Raw genomic sequence first — 25,341 nt, 5'->3', positions numbered from 1 at the left:
CTTTCGTTTTATTGATAGAGAGACCTGGCATTTACAAGATTCATACAAAAAGAAAGTCCCCATTTTTTCAAATATAAAAGCAAATGTTCTTCTGACAGAAAAAAAGCATAAGTTTGTTTAATTTCCTGTTCAAACTCAGCAGCCTGTATATCCGCTTGCACCTGTGTCATCCCACTTTCCCTGCTAAACTCACTATAAAATCGTAAATGCTGGCGATTGTTAAAAGGTATTTTTTGAATGGAATACATAGCAGGATCGGCAGCAATAGGAGAATTTTCAAATAGAATAAAACGGTTATATCGGATATCTATACAATAGGGAAACAGTTCCCGTAGCCGTGCTTGATTAGCAAGAGCTTCTTCACTGGTTTCACCTGGAAACCCGATCATCGCTGTTAATTTCACTGCAATCCCAGCCTCATAACAACTCTTAATCAGCACAGGCGCATATTCAAGATCTATTCCTTTGTTCATCAGTCTGGATACCCTTGTTTCAAAGGTCTCTACTCCAAAAGAGATCATGATGCATCCTGCACGGTTTAACAGTTCAAACAATCGGGAATTAAAACCCTTTTCCAGTCTGGCACGACAGGCCCAGGATAATATAAGCTTCCTTTCTACAATTTGAGTTGCTATTTTCTCTAAATCTGTGGGTGAAATACAGCAGTCTCTGAATCGTAATACCGAAAATGTCTGTTGTTTTGAAAAATTCTCCATTAATTGCAGGATACTCTCAATACTCTCTTTCTGATAAGTACCATGCTCTTTAATAGAGCAATAAGTACATCCCTTCCAGTAACAACTTACAGACGCAGCTACATTTAGAACCTCTTCCGGCATTAGAGCACTTGCAGGAAGAGAAGATAAAACGGGTAATGTTATTTTATTGGTGTAATAGTGTTTATTAGTTTCTTCAATATAAGGTTGAAGTTCTTTTTGAGTAAGTAACCAAGATAGTTCTTCCAACTTAGATGAATCCTCAACAGCTCTAACCAGTTCGCTCAATCGATAATGCTCATTTCCCAAGCCAAACGAATCCACATGAGAAAACAACAAATGATACTCCTTATCTGGAAGATTTCGCACTAATATTTTTGTATTAATCTGATCCTCCAGATTGCCGAACAGATGAATGTGTAGATTAGAGTTATATTCTTTTAACAATGAAGTCAACGAAAATAAGGGAATAACCTGATCTGGATGAAAAATTGAAATAGCAACCATCTTGACGCCTTCAGGGACAAGATCCGGTAAAATTTCTTTGAAAAAATCAAAATATGGATTGTGTTCCTTCTGTTCGGCAATCCTTAGTACCTCATCAATATTACGTAGATCCACTCCCGGATCATATAAATTCCATCGCAGCACCGCGGGTGAAATCTGTTCACTAATACGATCATAAATCTCAGCAATTTTTTGGCAGGTTTCTTCTAAATGTTCAAAATTATAAAACAGTTCAGCGTCCGTAAGATGAGTGATGATGTCCGAACGCCCCCGAAAAAAGTAATGAAATGATTCCAAATTTAAATCACGGATTTTGGTACCCACTCCTTGGTGATGTAATAAAGCAGCCGCAGCCGTAATATCGGGTGGCACAGACTGGTAGTACCATAAGGGTGGATTAATCAGCAAAATTTCGAATTGATTTTCATCCTTTTTGCTTTTCATAAGTAGTCTCTCTTTCCATCACAAATTGGATCGTATCTTCAACTTGGTGGCTCACTTTCTCTAATTCATCATAAGTATCAGCTTTAAGAACAAAAAAACCATATCTGTCCATACTGCTAGTCATCTCATCCGGTACTGTATCTCCCTCCTTCTTTTCTATAACAATCTCTATGACACCCGGCAAACGTCTGGCTTCTTCCACCCCTGATATTTGTTTGATTTTTCCACTTTTTTGATGGAAATAACGGATTCTTGAAATATCGTTTCGGGTTTCATGCAGGTACTCATCCGGTCTTTCTCCCAAAGCGCACAAAATCGAAGCCTTATGCAGATTTACTCCGTAACTCAAGCTATACAAATCAGTTATGCGGTCCCCTGCAAGACGAGTAGAATATTCGATAATATAAATATGTCCCCTGGACAGCACAAATTCCAAATGACAGGGTCCTTCTGTAATTCCAAGCTCAGCCATAAGATTTATGAAGCTGTTTAATAATTGAGTGTATTTTGAAGATTCCATAGATGCTGGAAGAGTATGCTGTAGCTCAACAAAATAAGGAAGGGGAGTTTTCATTTTTTCAGTAATATGGGCAAATTTACAAGCACCTTTAAACATAAAAGCCTCGAAGCTATATTCCTGGCCTCTGATATATTCTTCTACTAGAAATGAAAGATTCGATGGATAACCGAAGTTATCCTCATTCTGAATAATCTTTTCGGCCTGCCTAATTAATTGTTCAGATGTTTGCACACATTTGACTAACATACTACTTGTCATATCAACGGGTTTAACAATAGCGGGGAATTGGATCTGGTCCAACTGCTCCTTTAGTTCGGATACGCTGTGATACAAATGGTAATCTGGATTGGATACATACTGAGAACCTTTTAGCCCGTTTCTCATACACTCTTTGCTGCGGGCATTATGGGCTACATCTGGGCGAATGGAATTCCAGCCAAACTTTTGGGAGATAATCGCGGCGACCGGTACTGCATAGTCGTGGCCAGGTACAATACCCGAGTTGCGGGATATATCCGGATGCTGACTGAAAAAATACTCCATTTTCAAGTAAGTAGACTCGGCATCTGTAATGTCACTGATGATTTCAAAATGTACCAGATGCGCCTTCTCCACCTTGGGGCCGCCTTCTCTTCGAATGACAATTACAATCAACTCAAGTTCAGCGGCAAATTCAATATATTTTTCTCCAAAAAAACAAGGCTCCAGTAAAAATATAGCCCTTGAACTATTAGCAGACATACCAAAGTCCTCCTTACGATCCTTCATTGACAGGAATACAATTTTGCGACACTATTCGCTTTATTTCTTGGGTTCCAAGAAGTGTATTTTTCGAGTTCCCCCTGATATTGTTTATTAGTGATAAGGCAGGAGGGCCTACTCTAAGTCGCTTGCTTAGTACCTCTTCCACAAGTGTTGCAGTTGAAGAAGATTTTCTTTTCCAATAATCACAAATACGCTCGCCAGCTCTATTTATTAATTCCGTGGCCGCATACTCAGTGATTCTTTTACCGTCGGATGTAAAATAGTAAAGCTCACAGTCAATTCCGTAGCATGAAGCCCTCCTGAAGTTTTCCTTCACAAAAGTAACGGGAAGAAGTCTTTCTCCGCCTTTGCTTAAGCTTAAATCCAAAAGCGCATAGACTCCGAGATGCAGTGCAATATCTTCCCGAAGTGTTGGCTGGATCGGTATAAATCGCGTTTCAAGCAAGCATGCTGTGGGCTTACCGCTGCCACCTACCAGTTTTAATCTCGCAATTTTCCAATTCATTTTTTGATTGAGGCTAAATGCATACCGTGGATCGGATTTCATATGTTTTTGTTGATACAAAGTAGCCCAATAATTATGGAAATTTGCATAATATTGATGAGGAAATGAAACGCGAGTAGACAGAGCTGCCAAAAATTCAGAATAGGTCCGCAAATCATAACCAATCTCCCAAATCAGGTTACGAGTTTCGAGCAATCCGGTTAATCGCCTGTCCAAAATCGGAGAATTGGCCCCAATGGCAATAAAGAGAGGTGAGATCTCAATCGTCTTGTTCAAAAGATCAATAGCAGCCTGATTATAGTTAACCTGTACATTCATTTGTGTCGACTGACACCCGCTAATTAGCTCATGAACACGACTTGATAGATCAACTTCTCCCAAATGAAGCTCAAGGTGATGTTTTCTTGAACTTTTAAACTGGTCAAGTATCATTTGATAATTTTCCCGGTCATCTGTAATTTCCAAGTCAGTAAATGAACCAGGATAGGTACCAAGACGCGCCAGTCTATTATTTTGGGCATGTGCTATGGCTGCCGCCTCTTGCTCCATTTCCTGCATTTCATTTATAAGATTTTCAAGTCCCTCTGCAAGTGTGAAAGGACGGGATACCAATTCAATTTGGCTGGCACCTATTTCCCGTTTTATAAATGTTGCATTTTCAATTACACGATTCCGGACCTTTTCATCTACCAAATTAAACTCAAAATCAAAAAGAAGGTATTCGGTTTCAAAACCCATAATTCCGGATAAATTATTTTTAGTAACCAAAATATTTTTTTCAAGCTGTCTAAGTTGTCGTAAAAAAGCCCTGTTCATTAACGCCGTTGGATTCAATGAAACGGTTTTGGACATACCCTTATTCTCCCATTTGCTCTATTGATTGAGTTGCAATAGGTAATAGTAAGAATCGTTTCCCCGTTTAAGTTTCTGTTGTTTAACTTGCACTATTTTTAGTCCAGCAGCCTTTGCCATCTCCTCTATTTCATGTTTCAATAACATCCGACATCGACAGGTACAACGGCTGGTTTCATTTTCATTTTTATAAACTGTGAAATACATCATTAAGATCTGATTAAAAACATCGATTTTGACTTCTCCATATACTTCAAATGCTTCCCCGTCGATAGTCAGTGATTTAATCACTTTAGGTGCCCCGCCATATTCCATGATTTGATGTTCCGTCACTGGCGTAACATTAACCATTCCAACCCCTTCGGCTGATAAACTTGAAGCAATTACTCTAAAAATATCAAATTGGTTTTTATACGCAGGGAACATTTGGATAGAATTATCCCCAATGTGTACGATGTCAAATTTTTGAGGGCAAGACCAATCATTTAAGTCAGAGCATACCGTATTAATCATATTTCCATGATCGTTATGCTTGTTGAGCAACAATTGCAACGATTCCGGCGAACGATCAACTACAGTTACAGATTCAATAGACTTGTTTATAAAACCAAATAAGTGTTCACCACTCCCTGAAGCCAGGTCCAAAACCCTTGCATGTATCTTCTCAGGCCAGACATCACCAATAAACTTTTGCATTTCAATCGTATCCGGACCTAGAAAATCAAAAATCAGTTCGTCTGTCTCCATGAGTCACATGCCTATCCGGTCCGTCTGCTTCCAATCTACAGGAGAGTATTGATGATCTTCCTCGCCCATAAATCTTACTGCATGGGGTGTGACTTGAAACAATACAAACTGATTTCTTTTCTCATTGCTAAAGGTTTCTTTTATCATAGGGTTGTTTTCCAAAAATAGATCTTCTTCCTTCTTTTCACTCACCCGTTTGGCCTTACCTGCCATTCTGAGCTGAGCCCCGTCTCCAAAATAAGTAAGCTCCACATTCTCACACGTCCGGATTTGTTCAACCTTATCTGTATTGCTGAAGGTAGAGAAATATATATATCCGTTGTGAACAGTCCCCGCATCTACAGGTCTTACATGAGGTTGATTATTGAATGAATCATACGTTGCCAGATAGGCAATAGAAACGTTTTTAATCCATTTTGAATATTCTTCTTGATTCATTGTATTCACCTTCACTTTACTCTTAGTTTTTAATTTCATCCGGGGCAGTCATGAGCTTGTATCCCCAGCCATCCCTTATATAATGCATTAGTACAATCGCGCGATTTAGACTTTCTGGTTTTAATATGTAAGCCGAGTCTTGTTGTTCCACCAGATTTTCTTGAATTAAAACGGACAAAAGAATATTAACATCTTTCTCCATTTCCATTACTTTTTCAAAATTAACTCCTAGATACTGCTCTAACGTTCGTTCCTCGATTTTTCCATAGGCATTCAAATGCCCCCATACAATCGTAAACGCATAATTATCGACTGTAATTTCTTCTTCGACTGAATGTGGAAGTTCTATATAATTTTTAATATAAGGAGGTGTGAAGCGTACACGATTATTATCCCAATATCCCGCAGATCCGGGTCCAAAAGCCAACACCGGCTCTGTTTCACTTATAGCATCTTTTTCATAAGGAAATATATAATCTGGTAAAGAAAAAACAGTATTATCTACTCTTATATATCCGTTTTGTTGTAAAAATCCGCACACTTCTTCATAAACTGAGATTTTATCGGACAATGCTAAAATATGCTTTCCTCTTTTCTCGCATCGCTCGACAAATTCCTTTCCCCCTGGATAAGAGGAGTAGAAAAGACTAACCGAAATATGTTCCGGTCGTATATTCACTGTATCCCTTATGCTTTCCATGACCGTGCTCTGCGTCTGCCCCGGGATTCCGATTAGCAGATCAATATTTAACATGTCGTAATCAATTTCTCGGATCAGGCTTGCAGCCTTTATAATTTTTTCTCGTGAATAGGGCCGTCCCAGCAATTTGAGCTCTTCATTATTAAAAGACTGGGCACCGATACTTACACGATTAAATCCTTTTCTCCTGAAAATAGACAAGGTTTCTTTGGATGCGGTATCTGGGGAAACTTCGTACGCCATAAATTTCATGTGGGTAAATTGTTCTGGGGTAATCCTATTTCGAATGGAATTTATAATAGTGTCTAGCTGACTTTCATTTAGGAGGGATGGGGTTCCTCCACCAAAAACTATCGAGGTGATTGCTGATTTTGGAAATTCAGTGCATTCAATGTCCACTTTCAAGGCTTTAACATACTCATCCATTACATCGAGGTTAATCATCTCCTCTTCCGAAAATTTGGCTGTAAAGTAGCAGTATGGACAGCGCTTCTTGCAAAACGGAATGTGACAATAAATGTGAAAACGATCAATCATTCAAATCCCAACCTTCCACTTTTAAATTGTGGAGCTAGTAACAGAATTTGTTTAAATCGTGGTAGCATGTTTTACATGTTAAACCCCATTTCTTACACAATCATATGAAATAGATCACATTTACTGGAATAAGAACCATTTCAAAAAAAAAAAAAAGCATTCTTCGTTCGCTTAACAGAGCTCAAATAGCCTGCTTCAGCTTACATCAGAATACTTCTTTAAAGTCGCTTTTGGGAGATATAAAACACATATACACAAGTATGCAAAGATGATATGCATCTTGGGCTAAGCTTCTACCCGATTCAAAAACACCTTCGTCCGCTCCAGCTGCGGATTACCGAAAATCTGCTCCGGTGTACCGGATTCTGCAATTTCGCCATTATCCATAAAAATGACACGATCCGCCACATCTCGCGCAAAATTCATCTCGTGGGTCACGATGACCATCGTCATATTCTCCTCAGCCAGCTTTTTGATGACCCGCAGCACCTCGCCTGTCAGCTCGGGATCAAGGGCCGAGGTCGGCTCGTCGAACAGCAAAATATCTGGATTCATCATCATTGCCCGGGCAATCGCCACGCGCTGCTTCTGTCCACCCGACAATCGGGACGGATACGCGTCAGCTTTATCCGCCAAGCCGACTTTGGCCAGCAGTTCGGCGCTTTGGCGGCGCAGTTCAGCCTTACTCACCTTTTTCACCAGCTTCGGAGCCAACTCCAGATTATCCTGCACCGTCAAGTGAGGGAACAGATTAAAATGCTGAAACACCATGCCCATACCGGTGGTAATGCCTTTAATGTCACCTGCCGGAGCGTACTGACCGTTTTCCACCAGTGCTTTATCATGAATGCGGATCGTCCCGCCCGTCACATCTTCCAGGTGTACTAAACTACGGAGCATGGTACTTTTCCCTGAACCTGAAGGACCGATGACAGCTACAACCTCGCCCGCTTTAACGTTAAAGCTCACTCTTTTCAGAACGTCGAGCTTGCCGAACGATTTTTTCAAATCGATAACTTCTATTGCATTAGTATTCATATCCCGACATTCCTTTTACTCGAATTTAAAACGTTTTTCCAGCGCTCTGAAGAATAGCGTCAGCACCAAAGCTAACAACAAATAAATAACCGCTGCTACAACATAAGGTACAATCGAGAAATCGCGGTTTACAGCCGTATTGGCAAAATGCAGCAGTTCCGGTACCGCTACTGCATACAGTAGTGCCGTATCTTTTACTAGTGTTGTCGCCTCATTGGTTACCGCAGGCAAAGCGATCCGTACCATTTGCGGCACAATGACTCTTATCAGCGTCTGCGACTTGCTCAAGCCCAGCACTTGCGAAGCCTCGTATTGCCCTTTATCAATCGACAACATTCCGCCTCTAAAAATTTCTGCAAAATAAGCCGCATAATTCAATACAAATGCCAGCACGGCAGCCGTTGTCCGATCCATTACCAGATACTCCCCAATGACAGGCAACATCGGCAGACCAAAACAAAAGAACAATAATTGCAGCAAAAGCGGCGTGCCGCGTATAACATAAATGTACGTGTGCATCAGCCAAGCGATTGGCTTAATCCGGCTTTTGGCCAGCAACGTAACGACAAAACCCAATGGAATAGACAAGATGAGCGTGATGAAAAATAAAATAACCGTCATCTGTGCCCCTTCAAGCATAGGCTTCATAATTCGTAAAATATATTCCATACTCATGACCTTCGACTCCTAAACCTTAGTTCAATACACTACGTATTAATTTAATACTTTATCTTCACCAAACCACTTTTTCGAAATTTCAGCAGCTTTTCCGTTCTTGTGCAGCTCATCCAAAGCGGATTGCAACTGCGTCAACAGCTCTTCATTCCCTTTTTTCACACCGATGCCGTATTCCTCAGGGGCCAATGATTCATCAAGCAGCTTATACGTCCCTTGTTCCTTGGACATATAATACTTGGCAACAACCTCATCAATAACAACTGCATCCAGGCGACCGGTTTTCAGATCTGTCAAAGCAAGAACGTTATCCGGGTACTCAGACACTGGCTTCAATTTACTTTTGATCGGATTCGCATCCAGTGCGTCGGCTGCTGAGGACAGCGTTTGGAGTCCCACCGTTTTGCCCGTCAAATCAGCCAGCTTGGAAAGACTGGAAGTAGCCGGAGCGACAATGACCTGACTGTTTTTCAGATATGGCTTCGTGAACAGCACTTTTTCTTTACGTTCATCCGTAATGGTGTATCCATTCCAAATGAGATCAATACGTCCGCTGTTCAGCTCGGATTCTTTGGCAGACCAGTCAATCGGCTGAAATTCCACCTGTTTACCCATTTGTTCCCCGACCGCTTTCGCATAATCAATATCAAAGCCGGTCAGCTCATTATTTTCATCTCTAAAGCCCATCGGGGCGAATTTATCATCAATGCCAATAATCAATTTACTGTCATCCTTACCGCCGGAACACCCGGCCAACACGATCATCATCAATCCAATTAACATCGTAAACATGGCTGCTTTTCTCATCTTATTCCCCTCCAACAATGGTGACCCCCGTATCCAAGAACAGGTGGCAAACGCTTTAGTTCGTTAACACGTTATCAGAGTATCATCATAACACACCGCAGGATACTCGTCGAGAGGAATGAGCGGAATCTTAGCCTTATATAAATGGAAAACCTGTGACGAAAATTTGACCTGTGTTCTATAATGTAAAACCTTACCTTGACATGTCACCTAAACCGTCTTATTATTTCCTAGTATTCTTATATACTTTTACTTATATTAAATTTTCAGCAGCAATAGTATGTAAATCAGCTTGATAGACAGGAGAAATTAAGCCCTATGTACATTTTAAAGCGTCTTTTTACGATGTTCATTACACTGTGGATTATCGTCACTTTAACGTTTATCATCATGCACATCATTCCGGGTGACCCATTCTCGAACGATTCCAAAACCATTCCGGAAGCGGTATTGCAAAACATGCGTGCCAGGTACAATCTGGACAAGCCGCTCGCTGTGCAGTATGTGCTGTATCTCAAAAATCTGCTAGTACTGGATATGGGCCCGTCTATTCAATCGAAAACGACGGACGTCAATATGCTCATCGCCCGAGGTTTTCCACCTTCTGCATTGCTCGGTATTCAATCCATCGTGGTCGCGATTATTGCCGGAATTTCGCTTGGAACACTGGCTGCTCTACACCATAATCGACCACTGGATTATATCTCGATGTTTATCGCCATTGTTGGTATTTCCGTACCCAGCTTCATATTGGCACCGTTGCTAATCAAGTATGTTGCCGTTCAATGGCACCTTCTTCCGGTCGCCTCATGGGGAACCTGGCAGCATACGGTGCTCCCATCGCTGGCTCTCGCTGTTTCACCTCTTGCCGTTATCGCCCGCTTTATGCGGACGAGTATGCTGGAAGTCATGCATGAGGAGTACATACGCACTGCCAAAGCGAAAGGGTTGTCTTCTTGGGCAGTAGTTCTGCGTCACGGATTACGCAACGCGTTGGTTCCGGTGCTTTCTTTTATCGGACCGCTATTCGCTTCCGTCATTACAGGTACCTTTGTCGTTGAAAAAATATTCGCCATTCCCGGCATCGGTAAATACTTCGTAGATAGTATCTTTAACCGGGATTATCCAGTGATTATGGGGACGACCATTTTCTACAGTTCCATTCTAGTCGTTACTTTATTTTTAATTGATATTTCCTATCGCCTTGTCGATCCACGAATCAAATTAGTCAGTAAAGGAGATTAACATGAAAGCAGCACCTACTGTCGAAAAGGACAGTCTGTTCAGTCTTGTAGACCGCAGCCAGATCCCCACCGCCACGTTGACCAGACCCAAAGAATCACTCTGGCGGGATCGGCTACGCAGACTTTTCAACAACAAGCTTGCTCTTTTGGGGCTTTCCCTACTAATCATGATTATTGTGCTGGCGATTGTTGGACCTTCCATGGTTTCTTATGCACCGAGTGATCAATCTCTTTTGAAGACGAATCTCTCTCCTTCCAAAGAGCATTGGTTTGGCACGGATGATCTGGGGAGGGACGTATGGGCACGGACATGGGCCGGGGCTAGAATTTCACTCATGATCGGCTTTGCCGCTGCCGCCATTGATTTGGTACTTGGCATTCTCGTCGGCTGTGTTGCTGGCTATTGTGCTGGGCAGGGTAAAACGGGCGACCGGATCGACAGCATTCTCATGCGTATTATTGAAATTTTGTATAGTATTCCTTATCTGCTAGTCATCATTCTGCTGCTCGTCATTATGAAGCCCGGTCTGCTCACGATGATTATTGCATTATCTATTACTGGCTGGGTCGGTATGGCACGTGTAGTACGTGGGCAAATCTTACAGCTGAAGCAGCAGGAATATGTGTTGGCAGCCCGTAGCTTGGGGACATCTCATTCGCGTATTATCTTCAGACATTTGCTACCAAACGCAGCGGCAATCATTATCGTGAATTTAACGTTCACTATTCCGTCGGCTATTTTTGCCGAATCGTTCCTGAGCTTTCTCGGTTTGGGGATTCAGTCTCCTTCGGCCAGCTGGGGGACGATGGCTAACGATTCACTTGGCGTTATTTTAAGCGGTCAATGGTGGCGCCTATTTTTCCCCGGGCTGATGATATCGCTCACCATGCTAGCGTTCAATACGCTTGGAGATGGGCTTCAGGATGCACTTGACCCGCGTTCACAACATTAACAACAGAGAGATCCCAATTGGACAAGGAGGGGTGTCACCATGATCCGCAGCTTCTCGCCTAACCGCAGGAAGAACGGCAGTTCCTTTATCGAAGTGCGCACACGCGGCATACCTGCAGGAAAGGAAGATGAGTAACTCCCGGTAAGGTGTACCTTATTTTTTGGCATAACTAATTACAGTAATGGAGGAAAACCACGATGAAAAAAATGCATTGGATGACGATCATCTTACTTTTGGCCGTAACGGCTTTGGCAGGATGCTCTGGTAATACGGACAAAACAGCAAGCAACGACCCGTCCGCTGCTCCTCAAGCAGATGTCCCGCAAGAAATTACTGCCAATCTGGCAGGTGGAGAACCTTATACGCTAGACCCTGCTTTCGCATCAGATACAACGTCCTATTTTGTAATTGATAACTTGTATGAAGGGCTGTATACATACGATAAGGCTGGTAAAATCGTAGAAGGTGCTGCCAGCAAAGTAGACGTATCTCCTGACGGCAAAACCTACACTTTTACTATCCGTGACGGTGCAAAATGGTCGAATGGTGACCCACTGACAGCTAAGGATTTTGAATACTCCTGGAAACGGGTACTAAATCCAAAAACAGCTGCCTACGATCCTTCTGCCCTCTACTACATCAAAGGTGCCGAAGCGTACAACACAGGCAAAGGTAAAATTGAAAACGTGGGTGTTACAGCCAAAGATGATAAAACTCTTGTTGTTGAGCTGAAATCACCGCTAAGCTTCTTCCCCACGATCGCCGTGGGTCATGCTTATCTGCCAGTAAACCAATCGGTTGTTGAGAAAAATGACAAATGGGCAGCAGAAGCAGGCACAATTGTCGGCAACGGTGCGTATGTAGCCAAGGAATGGAAACATAACGAACAAATTACGCTGACGAAAAACGATCAATTCTGGAACAAAGATGCCATTACGATGGCAACGATTAATTTTAAAATGGTGCAAGACTCCACAACGTATTATCAAATGTACAAAACGGGCGATCTGGATCTGATTTTGAGCCTTCCCGTGGATACACTGGATCAGGAAAAGAGCAACAAGGAATTCCTGTCGCATCCGTCTTTTAGTGTGTACACCTATTCTTTTAACGTAAAACAAAAGCCGTTTGACAATAAAAAAATCAGACAGGCCATTGCCTACGCGATTAACCGCGAAGCACTGGCTACCAGCGTAACCAAAGGTGGCGAAACTCCGGCTTACGGTTATGTTCCATACGGAACAACAACGCCATCCGGCAAGGACTTCCGTGATGAAGCACCGAAAAAATACTATGAGTTTGACGCTGCAAAAGCGAAACAATTGCTGGCCGAAGGTCTGAAAGAAGAAGGTTTGACCAAGCTGCCACCAGTCACCTTCAAATACAACACTTCGGACAAGCATAAAAAAGTAGCTGAAGCGATTCAGGAAATGCTGAAAACAAACCTGGGTGTTGAAGTGACGCTGGAGAATCAGGAATGGAAAACGTACATTGATACCTTTAAACAGAAGAACTTCCAGATCGCCCGTATGGGCTGGGAAGGAAACTTCCTGGATCCGCTCGGCGTATTGGGGCATTATACTTCCAAAAACTCGAACAACTTTACCAACTGGAGCAACCCGGAGTATGACAAACTGATTGAATCCTCAACCTTTGAGCTTGATCCGGCTAAACGTTTTGAACAGCTCCATCAGGCGGAAGACGTATTGATGGAAGATCTGCCGATTATTCCGATCCAGTTCTCTGCGGACACTGCATTAATCAGCCCTAAGATTCAAGGTATCGTATTTGATGCTCGTTCGAACCCAGACCTGCGCTTTGCGAAACGGGTCGAAAAATAATGATTTTACGTTTTGGGATCATCGCCCTGATTGTCAGTACCTTAGGGTTTCTGTACGCCACCCCCCATCTCTTGAATGGTCGTGAACACATGGCTACTGCAAATCTGTTATTCCTGTTGGGGTTGCTGGGCTTGGTGATCGGTGCAATCTTCCACGTTCTGCAAAGCGGTTTTCTAACCCTCTTCCTGCGGGGATTTGCCGACATCGGACAGTTATTCATTCGTCAATCCAAGGCATTACGAGAGGAAAATGAGCGTTTGCGTTCCGATGAATCTTTGTCAGCCTGGAAAACATCCATGTTCCGCCACCTCAAGGTATATACTTCGGGGTGCGGAGCAGGGCTTATCCTTTGCTCGATGATATTAATGGGGATGAGTTAGGTTAAAACGATTAGAAGCCTTTGGTCGGTTGGTGGGCGCTGCGCGTGCAGATTGTTCTTCCGATCGCTGTTATCCCCGGATTTCTATTGAATAGAACCTGTAAGGGTAAAATCCGGGGATAAAGGCGAACGCTTCGCTTCTTCAGAACAATTCTGCCCGCTCCGCTGGCAACCGCCGTAGAGCTTCTATACGTTTTAGAGGTGTGTAAAGAAAGAGAGAGTTTCGCATTGCTAGCGGAACTCTCTCTTTTTGTATTTTTTATATGAAGCTTTGTAGGATCGCATATTACAACACTTAGTATCCTTAATAAATATGCTTTTCTTTCGCTTCTTGCAACCATGACGGGAACTCGTTAAGCAATAGTTCGTACAATTCATTATCTTCCATAGATTCGATATCTTGTATTTGAAAAAAATTAGCGTTATCTACCACACGGCCTTGTATGTTGTCGAGCTTCTTTAATACACCAAAATCGGACTCACCCACACCTATAAATTGCCAGAAAATCGGCTCTCCTGACGAATCAATGACCGCGTTGTCGATGTTGTCTCCTTTTCCACGCTTCACACCGCCATCATTAATAAAAATAACAAAGGCCGGATCAGAAGAGGGTTCTTCCTTGGTGTATTTGGCGATGACATCGCGCATCACAGGCGGCTCATCATTACGACCGAACTTGGGCAAATAATCATTGGACAGAATATGTCTTTCAACATAGTTGTCAACATCATTTTCGGTAACGGAAGGTAACCGTGAAAAACGGTGATCATACACCCATACGTCCAGTACACCATCATCATCCAAAGCACTCGCTACTGCAACAATTCGTTCCAACACCTTTTGAACGGTACCATTTTTGTACAAACTTCTCATAGATCCTGAAATATCGAGCACCAATCCAACTCTCGCAGTCACATTCGTTAGATTCTTTTTAGTCAGTACCAGTTGCGCATTCTTTTTAAGTAAAGAAATACTGCTCATGTTCCCCACGCTCCTCTATGATGTTTGCGTTTGTACGTCTAGTACGTCTACTCTACCATCTGCGTCGTTCGTCGCCTCTCAGGGGAAAGTCGCTTAATTCTCCGAGTTGGTCATGTGCAGCCTTATAGATTCGAAGAATAGCTTGTACCTTGTTAAAATCATTGTCTTCGGGGCCGAATCCTTCCATATACATTTTTTGAATGATGTTTTGGAAAAAGTCCATACGTTCGCGGACGGAATCCTGCTCGATTTGCAGTACCTCTTCAAAGCTGTGTGTCTCGGCAAAATCAGACAGTTCATCAAATTCCTGTTCCTGATATCGATCTCCCCGAGTTTCGGGATTGAGATCAATAGAGGTACGCAGGGTTGATAATAAAATATTTTCGCGTGCCAGCATGACATGAAAATCTTTGTTCTTAAACAGATCCGTAACGATCAGACGGCACATTTCCTTGTTCTGCAGTAGAATCCCGTCAAAAGGATGCAGCGTCCACACACCGTAGTTAAAAAATAAATTAAAATTGAAGCTGCTGCTTCCATACTGATATACAATGTTAATTTTCGATTCGTCGATGATTTCAAATGAAAATTCCAGCATGCATTCTCCTTTTGGATTCCAATATTTAACTCTATCCTATCAGAAAATGCATGATTTTCAATAAAAAATTTTATTTCACAGAATCATTTAACTCCACAACTGAATCTGCTTTTTCGCTACTGGCAGCCACGAGTAAATAGACAATCACACACCCTAAAATAAAGGACATCATACGCTCGCTCTCTCCTTTTGTCATTCGCTTTTTAAGAGTTTATGCACGAGAATGCTATGTATGTTCATCATGTCCTTTATTAGCTGCTGGCAAACCAAAAAAAGACGCCCTTCGGAGTCATCCCGGCGTCTTTTTCATAGATTGGTCTATTATTCTACATTGTCATCAGTTCAAAAACGAGCTAAGACCCTCAGAAGAATTACTATCCTTCAGCGGTTTGGAAGGTTCTTTCCCTTCGATCCCCAAACGTTGGCTAAGGTTGGCATTGATTGCTGTCATTTTACTTGTATAATCATGGCAGCTTTCAATAATCCGACGGTTTGATTTTTCAGACAGATCCAAAGCAGATACCAAATCACCAATCGCCTGATTCACAGCCTCCAGTGACATAGAAGGCTTGCTAAGCAGATCTGTCGTTCTCTCGGTCGTCGTTTTGAGAAGCTTCGCATTTTCCTTGAATTGATCTTCAATGGTACGGTTGGTCGCATCGACGGCTGAAATGATTTTGTCCTGATCCGCCAGCGCCATCGCGATCATAGCCGATACAGTGATCAGATTCGATGTTTTATCAATCGCATTATTTACAGAATCAATCAGTTTATCATTGTTATCATTAATAATATCCGTTGCCGCAATCGCCTGATTGTATAACAAAATCATTTCGGTCATAGACTGCGTACGAGTAACCACCTTGCGCAATCCCCGCTCCAGATGAGGCTTGCGGTTTTCATTTTCCGGCTTGGCAATCTCGGTCTCAAACAGTTCTTTCAGGCGATTACCAAAGGCGATCTTCGTCTGTAAATTGTAGATTTCTTCAATGGAGGCTTTCTTCAACTGTCTCATGCTGACGATGTTTTCTTCCAGATTATCCTTACCATCTCTCAAGGCAGTAATGATTTTCTCGATGTTCGTCTTCACCGACTGATACTTGTAAATGTAGTTTTTTAACGGGCTTTTACGCAGAAGCTTGCCAAAAAAACTCACATTTTTGCTCTGCTGGAGCGTTTCACATTCATCACGCAGCTTTAAGATCATATTGGATACCTCAGCCCGATCACCGGACATGAGGTCGTTTACCGGACGATCCAGCATTTTAAGGGTCTGCCCCGCACGTTCCTGCGTTTTAACCCCCAACTTACCGATATCATCCATTAAGGTATCCAAGCTCATGACATCGCTTTGTGATACCTTCTGAATCAGCTGTGAAGCCTCCTCAGTCACCTTCTGTTCATCTTCTTTTTTCAACTCAGCCCATGGGGTCGCCATACGCTACCTCCTATTCTAAAAAACAACTGTTCCCAAGTATAATCGTTGTTTTTCAGAGCAGCTAATTTGCTACTTTTTTATTTTCTTACAAATCGCCTACAATTCGGAACTGCTATAACGCTGGTGAATAAGCTCCGCTTTGCTCTGTAATTCCATCAGATCCTTATGCTCCACCGTGGATACAATTACTGATATTTTACTATCCACATCCCGTAATCCGTTTAACAACGTCCTCCGGTTGGTACGCTTCGCATCGCCGCTGAGCCGAAGAAACGGATTAATTAGCCCATTCAAATCCTTCAAAATCAATCTCCGAACCGTATGATTCACTTCGCTGTTGTTCAGTTCATGCAAAAGCGGAATGACCCGCTGCAAACGTGCAAATAGAGCCAGCGCCTTCTCGACAATCTCGTTATCAAGCGCATCCTTCTGTCCCTCGGAGATCACCATATCCTCCAGTACCTCCAAATACTCCATCACCTGAGCAAATTCACTGCTCACCTGATCTGGTTGACGTACTTGTCCTGTCATAGACTGCGGTCGAACGGCAGCTTCCTTTTCATGCTGCTGTGTCTCACCGACCTGCTCCTGCACCACCGGAATCACGGAACCGGTCAGATTGGGGCGAGGATGGCGAACAGCCATGAGGGCGCTGTATCCTCCCAAACCAAGGATCGGAATCGCCAAACACACAAACAATGGCAACCAAAAACTTAGTAAAAGCGCAATCAGGTAGCTAACCACAGCAATCGTGGCACCCCACATTTTTGACGTCATAGCTTGTACCTCCTGACGTAAACCCTTACCATATTGTAGAAAACAATATTTGTGTGTGTCAATGTACGGATTTACGTATGGTGATTGGCTGCTCGATATGACTGGCTAAAATGTCGTATTGCGGATGAAGTGAACCGATCTCATGACCCAAAGCCGATTTCACCGCTAGATAAGGAAAGTTGATACCTGACAAACATGATACATGAAGTCCTCCGGACATCCGCGGATTGATCTCTAGCAGCTTGGCATGCTCGCCGTTATATTTTACCTGAATATTATAATTGTACGGAATATGATACGCCTCAGCGACCTTCTGTGCCACCTCCAACAGCTCGGGATGCTGCTCCAGCAGCCGTAATCGTCCTCCTGCCTTCCTACGCGGAACTGCTGCTAGCAGCTTTCCGTTCCGGTCGGCCAGGCAGTCAATACTGTATTCGTATCCCTCCAGCAACTCCATCACCATCAGATTGGGAAATGATTCTGTGGATGACAATACGCGGTGTGTTTCCTCGAATGAAATATGATTCAGCGCATGGCCGAACAGTTCCTCCAGCGGATTACGTTCATTGTCGATGATACGAAAGCCCATTCCGCCTTCCGCATTACATGGCTTGAAGCATACCTTATGCCCAAGTGCTATTAACGACTCATAAGCCTGTTTAAACTGCTCAGCATTGCTGGCAATGGCATAATCGGGAATCGTGACAATGTCCTTTTGACGGATGGATTCATAAAACAGATCCTTTTCCATCAGTTGCTCCAGCAGTTCGGTATCTTGGCATACCATCACTTTTGTCCCAATATCATCGAACAAATAAAGATGCTTGCTAATATCGAGCATATTCCACCGTGGGATAAAGACATCAATTCCGTGCCGTCTGCAAAAATCAGCGCAAAACCGTGCGTACTCCACACCACTGGTGCGAGGCTCTACTTCAGCTACATCACTGGCCTGTAACGCCATATGCTGCGGATCAGAGTGCGTCGCATAGATCTCGAACGGAATACCGTCCTCATTGTTACGAATAGCATTCATATAATGATACGCCACTGAAAACCAGCGGTTAAAATACACTTTAACCTTCTTCACAGAGCCACGTCCCCTATCTATTCTGAAAATGAAGTTTGAGCTGCGAACACACTCCGGTGTATTTCATGAACATACGCCATGATTTCGTTCGCTGCATAAACCCCCGACACTTCTGTAAAACGATAATTGACCTCCAGCTTATCCCGCAGTTGTTCCCGATACAATTCACCATGACGCGGAGCAATCGCATAATCGGCATAGTCCAGCAGACAACGGTCCAGCAAAGAGTCACCGGACGCAACCACAGCACCTCCATTCGTGAGATTACGGATGTGCTCCACGGCTGCCTGTTTATTCACGGCCGCAGGTACCAAATACACCTTACGACCTTGAATGGATACCTCCCAGCCCATTTCACGCATGATTCGCGCCTTCTCCAGCACTTGTTCCAGCGGCATACGATCCCGTTCAATCATGAAAGCATAGAATAACTCGTCGCAAAAGCGTTCGTTTACCACCCAGTCTTCATGCAGCACCTGTCCGAACACCTGACGTGCTTCTTCCGCATGAGCACCATCACGGCGTACTTGTTCATGAATACGCCGATTCCACTCTCGATCCACCTCGCCTCCGACGATGATGTTTCCACCATTACTCGTCACGGCATATGCGGGAACCAACTCCGTCTGAAACACGGTGATTCGTCTATACTGTTCTATCGTCCGAGTCGTCACGGGCATAAACATCACATCTTCAGGCAGTGTCTTTAGCAATTGCAGGGCTTGTTCAGAAATAAAAGCCGACGTCGCCCCGTCTATCTGTTCCGAAGGCAACAGACCAGGGGACTCCAGTGGTACGCCAAGCGAACGTTTGGAGTAAATCAGTGTCTGATCCAGATCACTTGCGTAGATCATTCTTGTCCCCCCTTGAGCGGCTTGATAATTCCGCAGCAGGAATAAGTCAATCCTTCAAACACCTCGACAGGCACTCCACGATCCTTTGCCAGTAGCATAATATGCTGGAGATTCGGATTATCTTCGCGATCAATCAGAATTTTCCACGGCACTCTGCGCAGCAGTACACGAGTCGTCTCCCCCACTCCGGGCTTGACCAGATTGATATCCCGAATACCAAATGCCTGCTGAATCGCCTCAATATCCCGTAAGCCCTGCCATGTCACCGCAGGCGGATTCAATGTCATTTGTTCAGCATATGCAACGGCCGCTTCAGCCACGTCTTGAAAATACCCGGATACCGTATCCACAAACGTATTGGACTGATCCACTGACCGCCAGGATTCATAAAATTTGGCCCCATGGAAATCGTCAGGGCCTATGAGATCGTTGCGTAATACCGTCCGACTCATCAAACCTGATACAGTCGAATTCAGACAAGCACTTGGAATCAAATAATCTTCTCGTGTACCAAAGGTTTCTGAACATCTGCCCGGATCGGCCAGCACCGCCAGATCATCATTTAGGCGCAACCCGTAATCCGCATTTATCTCACGACAGGCCTCAATCAATACCTGGCGAATTGCCCCTTTCCCCGTCCAGCCATCGACAAACTGAAGTTCAATCCCCAGCCCATGCTGCTGTAAAATGTATAATATCGCATTCCGGTCAATGCCTTTGCCACGAATAATAGAAATGCTGTAATGCGGCAAGGATACGCTATACTTCCAGTCAATATAACGCTTGATCAGGATACCAATGGGCGTCCCTGCTCTAGCCAGAGAAACAATCGCCGTATTTAAGCCTCTTTTTCTCACAATCATCTCAGCCACAGAAGCTGCCGCTAATGCAACCTTTTGGGCAGATTGGGCAAGCGTTTCGTGAAACAATGCAATATACTCTGCGGTGGGCTCGTATTCCACTGGCAGCATTTCTGAATAATGGACGCCCGACTGAATCGCCTCTTCACGATCCTCCGTCCCTTTTTCCAACGTAACCCTACTCAAATCCTTCAATAAAAATGTGACATCCGAGGCAGGATAACTGCCTAGAGGTTTGGGCGGATGAATGTTCTTCTGTTGTATTTGCTCCATGAGTGCTTGCTTCATATCCGCGCTCCTTTACTCTCCTGTCTAGTTAAACCGTTAAAATAAACGACATGCACTTTATCGCAGCCCAGACGGTTCAAAGCCTCCAGCATGGGGTTCATCCGCTCTAGGTCCGACTCCCTTTCCATCAAAACGAATATTTCGTCATACTGACCAGGGTCTACATTATAAATAAAATTGCGTATCGTACTGTCCTCAGGCGATGGATATGTCACACCACAAGCGACTCCATACCCTTCTTCTCGGTGGGGATATACCGGGCTGCGTGTCGTCGATTGAAAATACACATCCGGGCCTAACTCTGCTGCAATCCGCATTGGAATGTACATGAATTCTCCCGTGCCCATAACCAGCGTGCGTTGCCCAGAACGAAGTTGCTTCAGTCGTTCGGCTGTACGCGTGATTTCTGCATCCAACGCTGAATTGTCAATGGATTGTAGACCAAAACGGCCTGTATATTTTAGATAAGGAGCTGTATTGGTGTACCCGTCCGTTGACATGGAGCTGTGTACTACCCGCTCAAAACCGGAAGCCTCCTGTTCAAAACGGTGGTCAATTATTCCAGAAGCATCTTTATTAACCTCTGCCATGCTAGTGGCTGCATGTTCTGGGTGCCCAGCCTGTCCAGCATATTCTGCGTGATCCAGTATTGGTACTCCCTGTACCTCAATCTTTCCTTTGAGCAAGCTTAAAGGCGTAATCGTAATGCCTAGCTCTACCTCCAGATCAGCGAAAGCCTGCTCGTCGCTGTCTGTCCGCCAATCCAATAACGAAGCAATCACATACTGTTTACGCGGAAAATGCTCCTGAATATCCCGTATGATATTAAGCGTTGTTTTCCCTGTCGTAATTTCATCATCTACCAGCACAATCGGGCCATCACCCGCAAAAGCACCTTCATCCAGTGCATAGCAACGATGATCAACAGCGTGCGAATGCTCTTCTTCAAACCGAATAATAGGCCGAAGGCCCGGGATATCCTCGCGCGTCGTATGAATATACGAGGCCCCGTCGTCAAACAACCGATACATACTGTGTCCCAGTGCTGTAGCCGTCTCGGCAAAACCAACAAACTTGATCGGCTCCGTAAAAGCAAAAGCTAAACGCTCATCCATCAGCTTTCGGTAGGCCTCTTTCGCATAGTCCGGGTTAAGTAGTCCTCTCACGGCCTCTCCAATCAGTTCATCCATCTGTTGTCCCGCTTGTGGGACAAGCTCCTTATATAGCAGGATCGCCAGCGCCGCACCACTGAGCAGAGAGGTGTATGGGTTTACCGGAATATGCTTGCCCAGCACCTTGCTGACAAATAAAAATGAACGCTTTTTATTGACCCGTGCCGCCATCGCAAACAGCTTGTCCACAGGAAGACGGAATGGATTATGAGTCTCCGTAATTTTAACGCTGAACTGCTCCAGGATTGGCAGCAGATGTGTTTTCGTGGTTGGGTAAGAGACTGACAAAATGTTGTTGTTCATGTAACACCCCGTATACTTTTGATCTATTGATAATTCGATGAGCCCAATTCAAATGCGGCTTAATTTCATTCATTTTGTTGGCATAGGTACTTTTGAATACACCCAGACTACCGTCGTTACGCTCAACAATTTCAAGTGCATCCATATACTCTTCATGTGTCACCGCATACATGGCCTGTACCGGCTTAATATGGGAGGGATGAATAATCGTTTTGCCGATAATCCCATTCTCTTTGTCCATCATGACTTCTCGGATCAGTCCGTCTACGGCATCTGAGATGAAGTCCATCCGCAAGTGTCGGCCCGGCTTCCCAAGTGCATCTTCGAAAGGAGATACTCTTAATTGAGGTTTAAAGACACGTTCTCGGTGAGAGAAATATTCCCATACAGGACCGGAAATGACGTAATTTGAGCCCACGCGTCCAAACAAGTTAATAATATCTGCGATGCAATCCCGAATGACGGCAATTTCATAAATCGTAATATCCGGGCTGCGTCTCAAGCCATACAGACTGGAAAAATCGGTTGCTCCAATGCGTACATTCAACACATATTCCTGGTACTCGTCTAAGATTTCTTTAATCGACAATAGCTCTTTCCAGCGGGTTTCCCGATAAATGATTTTGGAGCTTTCAAGAATCGGTAGCCCGTACAGCACAGGCATGTTGTTTTCGTTTCCTGCCCCTGTATGCATACTCCGGTTATATTCTGCAATGAGTGCAAAATACGCTCGTCCATTATCAGAAGAGAACTTGGGTAAGACAAAGCCCGTGAGCAGCGACAAAGATTCACCCAAACCGTTCAGTAGTCGTTCCAACTGCTCCACAGAGCGCACACGCACAAATAACAAAGGTAATTGCTGTTCACTCATCATCCCCGTCCGTACATAGGACAATAGTTGAAGCAGCTGCTGTGCCAGCGATTGTTCTGCCTGACCGACCTGCTGATCCCCTATCGCATCCTCCAAATCCAAAATGACCGTTGTTAACCCTTCATGTTTTCCATTTTTGATCTCTTCCGCTACTTCCGAGCGGGTCGCTGGCATGTACAAAGCCGCTCCTATCGCATAAGCCAATATACTTTTGGGAGAACGGTTATGAAACTCCAACGGTGGAGTATAAAAGATCGCTTCTACTTCCTCAGAGGTTAAATCATTAAAATATTTCAGGGCTCTTCCCCTCCTCTTGCTCTTTCTTGCCTGACTGAAGCCCTGTGCTCCGGGTATAAAAGAAATCCCCCCTTAGTTTCAGGAGGGATTTCGCTATACTTTGTACATTAAGCCTCTTTGTCGGCCTTTTTCTTTCTTTTCGCCGAGCTGATAACCATTGTGCCTACAAAGACAGCAATCAAAATGCCGAAGAATAAAATCTGCGACATATGAAAGCCAAAAGCAGCAGCCAGCATTTTACCCCCGATAATGGCGATCATAATAAAGGCTGTCTGTTCCAGTTCCGGAAATTTATCAATGAGCTTGAGGAACACTTGAGCAACGCCACGCATCATCAGAACGCCGAGAATACCACCCAGGAACAGAACCCATACTTTCTCGCTCACACCGAAAGCTGCAATGACGCTGTCAATACTGAAGGCAATATCCATCAGTTCGACCATTAATACCGTTTTCCAAAAAGAAGTAGGTTTGTTTTTCACTTCTCCATCACCTTCGGACTTGAATAAGCCCTTATAAGCGATATAGAGCAGATAAGCTGCACCCAGTACCTTAATCAGGGTGAACTTAATCAGGAATGTACCCAAGCCGATAGCCAGGAACCTGAATATATACGCACCCAAAATCCCGTAAAATAAGGCTCTCTTCTGTTGTTCCTTAGGTAAGTGTTTAACCATAACTGCGAGAACCAAGGCGTTATCCGCCGATAAAAGTCCTTCCAGCAAAATGAGAGTTCCTATAATCCCCCAACTCACTGGATCAGTAAGCGTACCTACAACATCACTCCATGAAAAGAAATGGCCGTAGTTTTCGCTGATATTTTTAAACAAATCATTCAACATGAAAAGAGTGCCTCCGATAATTCAATTTATTTGCTACCCTGCGACCAGCGCATGCCCCAGTTATAGGCCCGATCCAACTCACGATGACCGCCATAGAACTGCACGAGTCTTTCAATGCTAAACGTTTCATCGTTTACATTTTGGATCATGGCAATTGCACACATCCCTTTGCGATTGTCATGTTCATTCATGTGAACGATAATGTCCGGCCCATCCTTCTGGTACAGCGTGACTACCCCGTCCGCTTGTGACCAGTTCGTGACTCCTTCATAGATGAAGGTAAACACCAAAATTCGCTTAATTTCAGAAATTTTAGCACCGTTGATGCGAAGATTTTCCCCTGTTTTCACAGAGCCTGTTCGGTCGTCGCCATCCAGAGCAATGTACGGAAAGCGATTTAGAGAACCGAAAACTTCCCCGAGCGCCTGTACAACGCCTTTATCTCCATTCTTCATCTCATATAAGCAGCCCAGATCCAGATCGACACCCTTGGAGCCGCGATTAAAAAATCCCTTGCTTTGCTGCACCTGATTCCAGTTCAGATTGATCAGGATTTCACCCAATCCGCCTGAGCCCTTTTTCAGATTAATGGTGTCGCCCTTCTTCTTCAGCTCAATTTTCCGCAGATTCAGATTCACCGGTGTTGCAGATGGCTCTGGCTTCGGAGCAGGTGGTACTGGTGGCGGCGTTGGTGCTGGTCGAGGCGCTGGAGACGGAGGTGTAGGCACTGGCGTGGGAGGAGCCGGATTATTTTCCACTTCAATCCCAAAATTAACGCACAACGCATCCAATCCACCGGAAAAACCTGCGCCAATCGCGTTGAATTTCCATTCCCCGTTATGACGATACAGTTCACCAATGACAATCGCCGTTTCCACTGTAAATCCACTGTCCAAATTAAACCGCAAAACCTCTCCGCTAACCGGATGAGCAAAACGAATGAACCCACCTTGAACCTGTCCAAAATTTTGCCGTTTCTGATCCGCATCATAAATCGTCAGCGTAAACGCAATCTTCTCGATGTTTGCAGGAATTCGCGTCAGATCAAGGGCAAATTGCTTTTTGTCACCGGACTGTTGTCCGTCTGAATAGGTGATAAAGGGCGTGGTCGGATTGTTATAAAAAATTAAATCCTCATCACCCGATACTTTTCCTCCAGGACCTAGCAAAAATGCCGAAGTATCCAGCTCCAGAGACGCTGGGGACTCCCAGCCAATCCCTACGTTGACATGGGTCAGGCCCGGATTTGTTTTCGTCAAATCCGCCTTCTGTCCCTTTACTACGATAACAGCCATGATTGT

24 protein-coding genes are annotated in these 25,341 nt (G+C 44.1%); 4 read left to right on the top strand and 20 right to left on the bottom strand.

The window, feature by feature from the left end:
- Positions 1-8 precede the first annotated feature (8 nt).
- The 9 genes from ACYCS5_RS19935 to ACYCS5_RS19895 all read right to left on the bottom strand — a co-directional run bounded on the left by ACYCS5_RS19935 (position 9) and on the right by ACYCS5_RS19895 (position 9,251).
- Positions 9-1,667 (bottom strand): B12-binding domain-containing radical SAM protein, encoded by a 1,659-nt coding sequence (locus ACYCS5_RS19935; RefSeq protein ID WP_459760034.1) that lies wholly within the window; start codon positions 1,665-1,667, stop codon positions 9-11.
- On the bottom strand, positions 1,648-2,928 hold the full coding sequence (locus ACYCS5_RS19930; protein WP_029517544.1) for an ATP-grasp domain-containing protein: 1,281 nt from the start codon (positions 2,926-2,928) through the stop codon (positions 1,648-1,650). The genes ACYCS5_RS19935 and ACYCS5_RS19930 overlap by 20 nt, the downstream gene beginning before the upstream one ends.
- Before the next feature lie 13 nt (positions 2,929-2,941).
- Entirely contained in the window at positions 2,942-4,309 is a 1,368-nt protein-coding gene (locus ACYCS5_RS19925; protein ID WP_069012388.1) for a glutamate-cysteine ligase family protein, read from the bottom strand.
- Between the two features lie 21 nt (positions 4,310-4,330).
- Positions 4,331-5,056: a class I SAM-dependent methyltransferase gene (locus ACYCS5_RS19920; RefSeq protein ID WP_029517546.1), complete on the bottom strand. Its 726-nt coding sequence runs from the start codon at positions 5,054-5,056 to the stop codon at positions 4,331-4,333.
- Positions 5,057-5,059: 3 nt separating this feature from the next.
- Positions 5,060-5,494 carry a pyridoxamine 5'-phosphate oxidase family protein gene (locus tag ACYCS5_RS19915; protein ID WP_029517547.1) on the bottom strand — a complete coding sequence of 145 codons (435 nt, stop codon included), beginning with the start codon at positions 5,492-5,494 and terminating at the stop codon, positions 5,060-5,062.
- Between the two features lie 22 nt (positions 5,495-5,516).
- Positions 5,517-6,731, bottom strand: coding sequence for a radical SAM protein (locus ACYCS5_RS19910; RefSeq protein WP_029517548.1), 1,215 nt, complete (start codon positions 6,729-6,731; stop codon positions 5,517-5,519).
- Positions 6,732-7,016: 285 nt separating this feature from the next.
- On the bottom strand, positions 7,017-7,769 hold the full coding sequence (locus ACYCS5_RS19905; RefSeq protein ID WP_029517549.1) for an amino acid ABC transporter ATP-binding protein: 753 nt from the start codon (positions 7,767-7,769) through the stop codon (positions 7,017-7,019).
- Positions 7,770-7,784: 15 nt separating this feature from the next.
- Positions 7,785-8,444 (bottom strand): amino acid ABC transporter permease, encoded by a 660-nt coding sequence (locus ACYCS5_RS19900; protein WP_029517550.1) that lies wholly within the window; start codon positions 8,442-8,444, stop codon positions 7,785-7,787.
- Positions 8,445-8,483: 39 nt separating this feature from the next.
- A complete protein-coding gene (locus ACYCS5_RS19895) occupies positions 8,484-9,251 on the bottom strand; it encodes an amino acid ABC transporter substrate-binding protein (RefSeq protein WP_459760033.1) in 768 nt (255 codons plus the stop codon).
- Positions 9,252-9,569: 318 nt separating this feature from the next.
- Between ACYCS5_RS19895 and ACYCS5_RS19890 the strand changes: the two genes are divergently transcribed.
- The 4 genes from ACYCS5_RS19890 to ACYCS5_RS19875 all read left to right on the top strand — a co-directional run bounded on the left by ACYCS5_RS19890 (position 9,570) and on the right by ACYCS5_RS19875 (position 13,669).
- A complete protein-coding gene (locus ACYCS5_RS19890; RefSeq protein ID WP_029517552.1) occupies positions 9,570-10,496 on the top strand; it encodes an ABC transporter permease in 927 nt (308 codons plus the stop codon).
- Position 10,497: 1 nt separating this feature from the next.
- On the top strand, positions 10,498-11,448 hold the full coding sequence (locus ACYCS5_RS19885) for an ABC transporter permease (protein ID WP_029517553.1): 951 nt from the start codon (positions 10,498-10,500) through the stop codon (positions 11,446-11,448).
- Positions 11,449-11,645: 197 nt separating this feature from the next.
- On the top strand, positions 11,646-13,289 hold the full coding sequence (locus tag ACYCS5_RS19880) for a peptide ABC transporter substrate-binding protein (protein ID WP_340954419.1): 1,644 nt from the start codon (positions 11,646-11,648) through the stop codon (positions 13,287-13,289).
- A gap of 89 nt (positions 13,290-13,378) precedes the next feature.
- Positions 13,379-13,669, top strand: coding sequence for a DUF3899 domain-containing protein (locus ACYCS5_RS19875; RefSeq protein WP_449292543.1), 291 nt, complete (start codon positions 13,379-13,381; stop codon positions 13,667-13,669).
- 303 nt (positions 13,670-13,972) lie between these two features.
- Here the strand turns inward: ACYCS5_RS19875 and ACYCS5_RS19870 are convergent, their stop codons facing one another.
- From ACYCS5_RS19870 to ACYCS5_RS19820, 11 genes are all read right to left on the bottom strand, one after another.
- Positions 13,973-14,650 (bottom strand): vWA domain-containing protein, encoded by a 678-nt coding sequence (locus ACYCS5_RS19870; protein ID WP_029517556.1) that lies wholly within the window; start codon positions 14,648-14,650, stop codon positions 13,973-13,975.
- A 52-nt stretch (positions 14,651-14,702) separates the two neighbouring features.
- Positions 14,703-15,248 carry a hypothetical protein gene (locus ACYCS5_RS19865; protein ID WP_029517557.1) on the bottom strand — a complete coding sequence of 182 codons (546 nt, stop codon included), beginning with the start codon at positions 15,246-15,248 and terminating at the stop codon, positions 14,703-14,705.
- 337 nt (positions 15,249-15,585) lie between these two features.
- Positions 15,586-16,686 (bottom strand): toxic anion resistance protein, encoded by a 1,101-nt coding sequence (locus ACYCS5_RS19860; protein ID WP_039272510.1) that lies wholly within the window; start codon positions 16,684-16,686, stop codon positions 15,586-15,588.
- A gap of 96 nt (positions 16,687-16,782) precedes the next feature.
- Positions 16,783-17,463, bottom strand: a complete 681-nt coding sequence (locus ACYCS5_RS19855) for a hypothetical protein (protein WP_165150031.1) — start codon at positions 17,461-17,463, stop codon at positions 16,783-16,785.
- A 58-nt stretch (positions 17,464-17,521) separates the two neighbouring features.
- The gene (locus tag ACYCS5_RS19850) at positions 17,522-18,553 is read right to left on the bottom strand and encodes an ATP-grasp domain-containing protein (RefSeq protein WP_459760032.1); all 1,032 of its coding nucleotides are present in this window, start codon (positions 18,551-18,553) and stop codon (positions 17,522-17,524) included.
- A gap of 17 nt (positions 18,554-18,570) precedes the next feature.
- Entirely contained in the window at positions 18,571-19,407 is an 837-nt protein-coding gene (locus ACYCS5_RS19845; protein ID WP_459760031.1) for an HAD family hydrolase, read from the bottom strand.
- A complete protein-coding gene (locus ACYCS5_RS19840; protein ID WP_459760030.1) occupies positions 19,404-20,555 on the bottom strand; it encodes a cysteine protease StiP family protein in 1,152 nt (383 codons plus the stop codon). Before ACYCS5_RS19840 ends, ACYCS5_RS19845 begins: the two co-directional genes overlap by 4 nt.
- The gene (locus ACYCS5_RS19835; protein ID WP_459760029.1) at positions 20,552-22,030 is read right to left on the bottom strand and encodes a phosphoribosyltransferase family protein; all 1,479 of its coding nucleotides are present in this window, start codon (positions 22,028-22,030) and stop codon (positions 20,552-20,554) included. Before ACYCS5_RS19835 ends, ACYCS5_RS19840 begins: the two co-directional genes overlap by 4 nt.
- Positions 21,951-23,138: an HpcH/HpaI aldolase/citrate lyase family protein gene (locus tag ACYCS5_RS19830; RefSeq protein ID WP_341038830.1), complete on the bottom strand. Its 1,188-nt coding sequence runs from the start codon at positions 23,136-23,138 to the stop codon at positions 21,951-21,953. Before ACYCS5_RS19830 ends, ACYCS5_RS19835 begins: the two co-directional genes overlap by 80 nt.
- A gap of 167 nt (positions 23,139-23,305) precedes the next feature.
- A complete protein-coding gene (locus ACYCS5_RS19825; protein ID WP_029517565.1) occupies positions 23,306-24,040 on the bottom strand; it encodes a TerC family protein in 735 nt (244 codons plus the stop codon).
- Positions 24,041-24,066: 26 nt separating this feature from the next.
- Complete coding sequence (locus ACYCS5_RS19820; protein WP_029517566.1) at positions 24,067-25,335, bottom strand: TerD family protein; 1,269 nt, start codon at positions 25,333-25,335, stop codon at positions 24,067-24,069.
- Positions 25,336-25,341 lie beyond the last annotated feature (6 nt).

The organism is Paenibacillus sp. SEL3 (genome assembly GCF_054602585.1).
Note: the sequence above shows the minus strand (reverse complement) of the source record. Positions and strands in the feature narration are given on the sequence as shown.

Coding starts and splice junctions, on each gene's coding strand:
- ACYCS5_RS19875 (WP_449292543.1), top strand. CDS start 13,379: ATGGCTACTGCAAATCTGTTATTCCTGTTGGGGTTGCTGGGCTTGGTG.
- ACYCS5_RS19825 (WP_029517565.1), bottom strand. CDS start 24,040: ATGTTGAATGATTTGTTTAAAAATATCAGCGAAAACTACGGCCATTTC.
- ACYCS5_RS19900 (WP_029517550.1), bottom strand. CDS start 8,444: ATGAGTATGGAATATATTTTACGAATTATGAAGCCTATGCTTGAAGGG.
- ACYCS5_RS19890 (WP_029517552.1), top strand. CDS start 9,570: ATGTACATTTTAAAGCGTCTTTTTACGATGTTCATTACACTGTGGATT.
- ACYCS5_RS19840 (WP_459760030.1), bottom strand. CDS start 20,555: ATGAAGCAAGCACTCATGGAGCAAATACAACAGAAGAACATTCATCCG.
- ACYCS5_RS19935 (WP_459760034.1), bottom strand. CDS start 1,667: ATGAAAAGCAAAAAGGATGAAAATCAATTCGAAATTTTGCTGATTAAT.
- ACYCS5_RS19845 (WP_459760031.1), bottom strand. CDS start 19,407: ATGATCTACGCAAGTGATCTGGATCAGACACTGATTTACTCCAAACGT.
- ACYCS5_RS19915 (WP_029517547.1), bottom strand. CDS start 5,494: ATGAATCAAGAAGAATATTCAAAATGGATTAAAAACGTTTCTATTGCC.
- ACYCS5_RS19930 (WP_029517544.1), bottom strand. CDS start 2,928: ATGTCTGCTAATAGTTCAAGGGCTATATTTTTACTGGAGCCTTGTTTT.
- ACYCS5_RS19835 (WP_459760029.1), bottom strand. CDS start 22,030: ATGAACAACAACATTTTGTCAGTCTCTTACCCAACCACGAAAACACAT.
- ACYCS5_RS19905 (WP_029517549.1), bottom strand. CDS start 7,769: ATGAATACTAATGCAATAGAAGTTATCGATTTGAAAAAATCGTTCGGC.
- ACYCS5_RS19820 (WP_029517566.1), bottom strand. CDS start 25,335: ATGGCTGTTATCGTAGTAAAGGGACAGAAGGCGGATTTGACGAAAACA.
- ACYCS5_RS19865 (WP_029517557.1), bottom strand. CDS start 15,248: ATGCTGGAATTTTCATTTGAAATCATCGACGAATCGAAAATTAACATT.
- ACYCS5_RS19855 (WP_165150031.1), bottom strand. CDS start 17,463: ATGACGTCAAAAATGTGGGGTGCCACGATTGCTGTGGTTAGCTACCTG.
- ACYCS5_RS19885 (WP_029517553.1), top strand. CDS start 10,498: ATGAAAGCAGCACCTACTGTCGAAAAGGACAGTCTGTTCAGTCTTGTA.
- ACYCS5_RS19910 (WP_029517548.1), bottom strand. CDS start 6,731: ATGATTGATCGTTTTCACATTTATTGTCACATTCCGTTTTGCAAGAAG.
- ACYCS5_RS19860 (WP_039272510.1), bottom strand. CDS start 16,686: ATGGCGACCCCATGGGCTGAGTTGAAAAAAGAAGATGAACAGAAGGTG.
- ACYCS5_RS19895 (WP_459760033.1), bottom strand. CDS start 9,251: ATGAGAAAAGCAGCCATGTTTACGATGTTAATTGGATTGATGATGATC.
- ACYCS5_RS19880 (WP_340954419.1), top strand. CDS start 11,646: ATGAAAAAAATGCATTGGATGACGATCATCTTACTTTTGGCCGTAACG.
- ACYCS5_RS19870 (WP_029517556.1), bottom strand. CDS start 14,650: ATGAGCAGTATTTCTTTACTTAAAAAGAATGCGCAACTGGTACTGACT.
- ACYCS5_RS19925 (WP_069012388.1), bottom strand. CDS start 4,309: ATGTCCAAAACCGTTTCATTGAATCCAACGGCGTTAATGAACAGGGCT.
- ACYCS5_RS19920 (WP_029517546.1), bottom strand. CDS start 5,056: ATGGAGACAGACGAACTGATTTTTGATTTTCTAGGTCCGGATACGATT.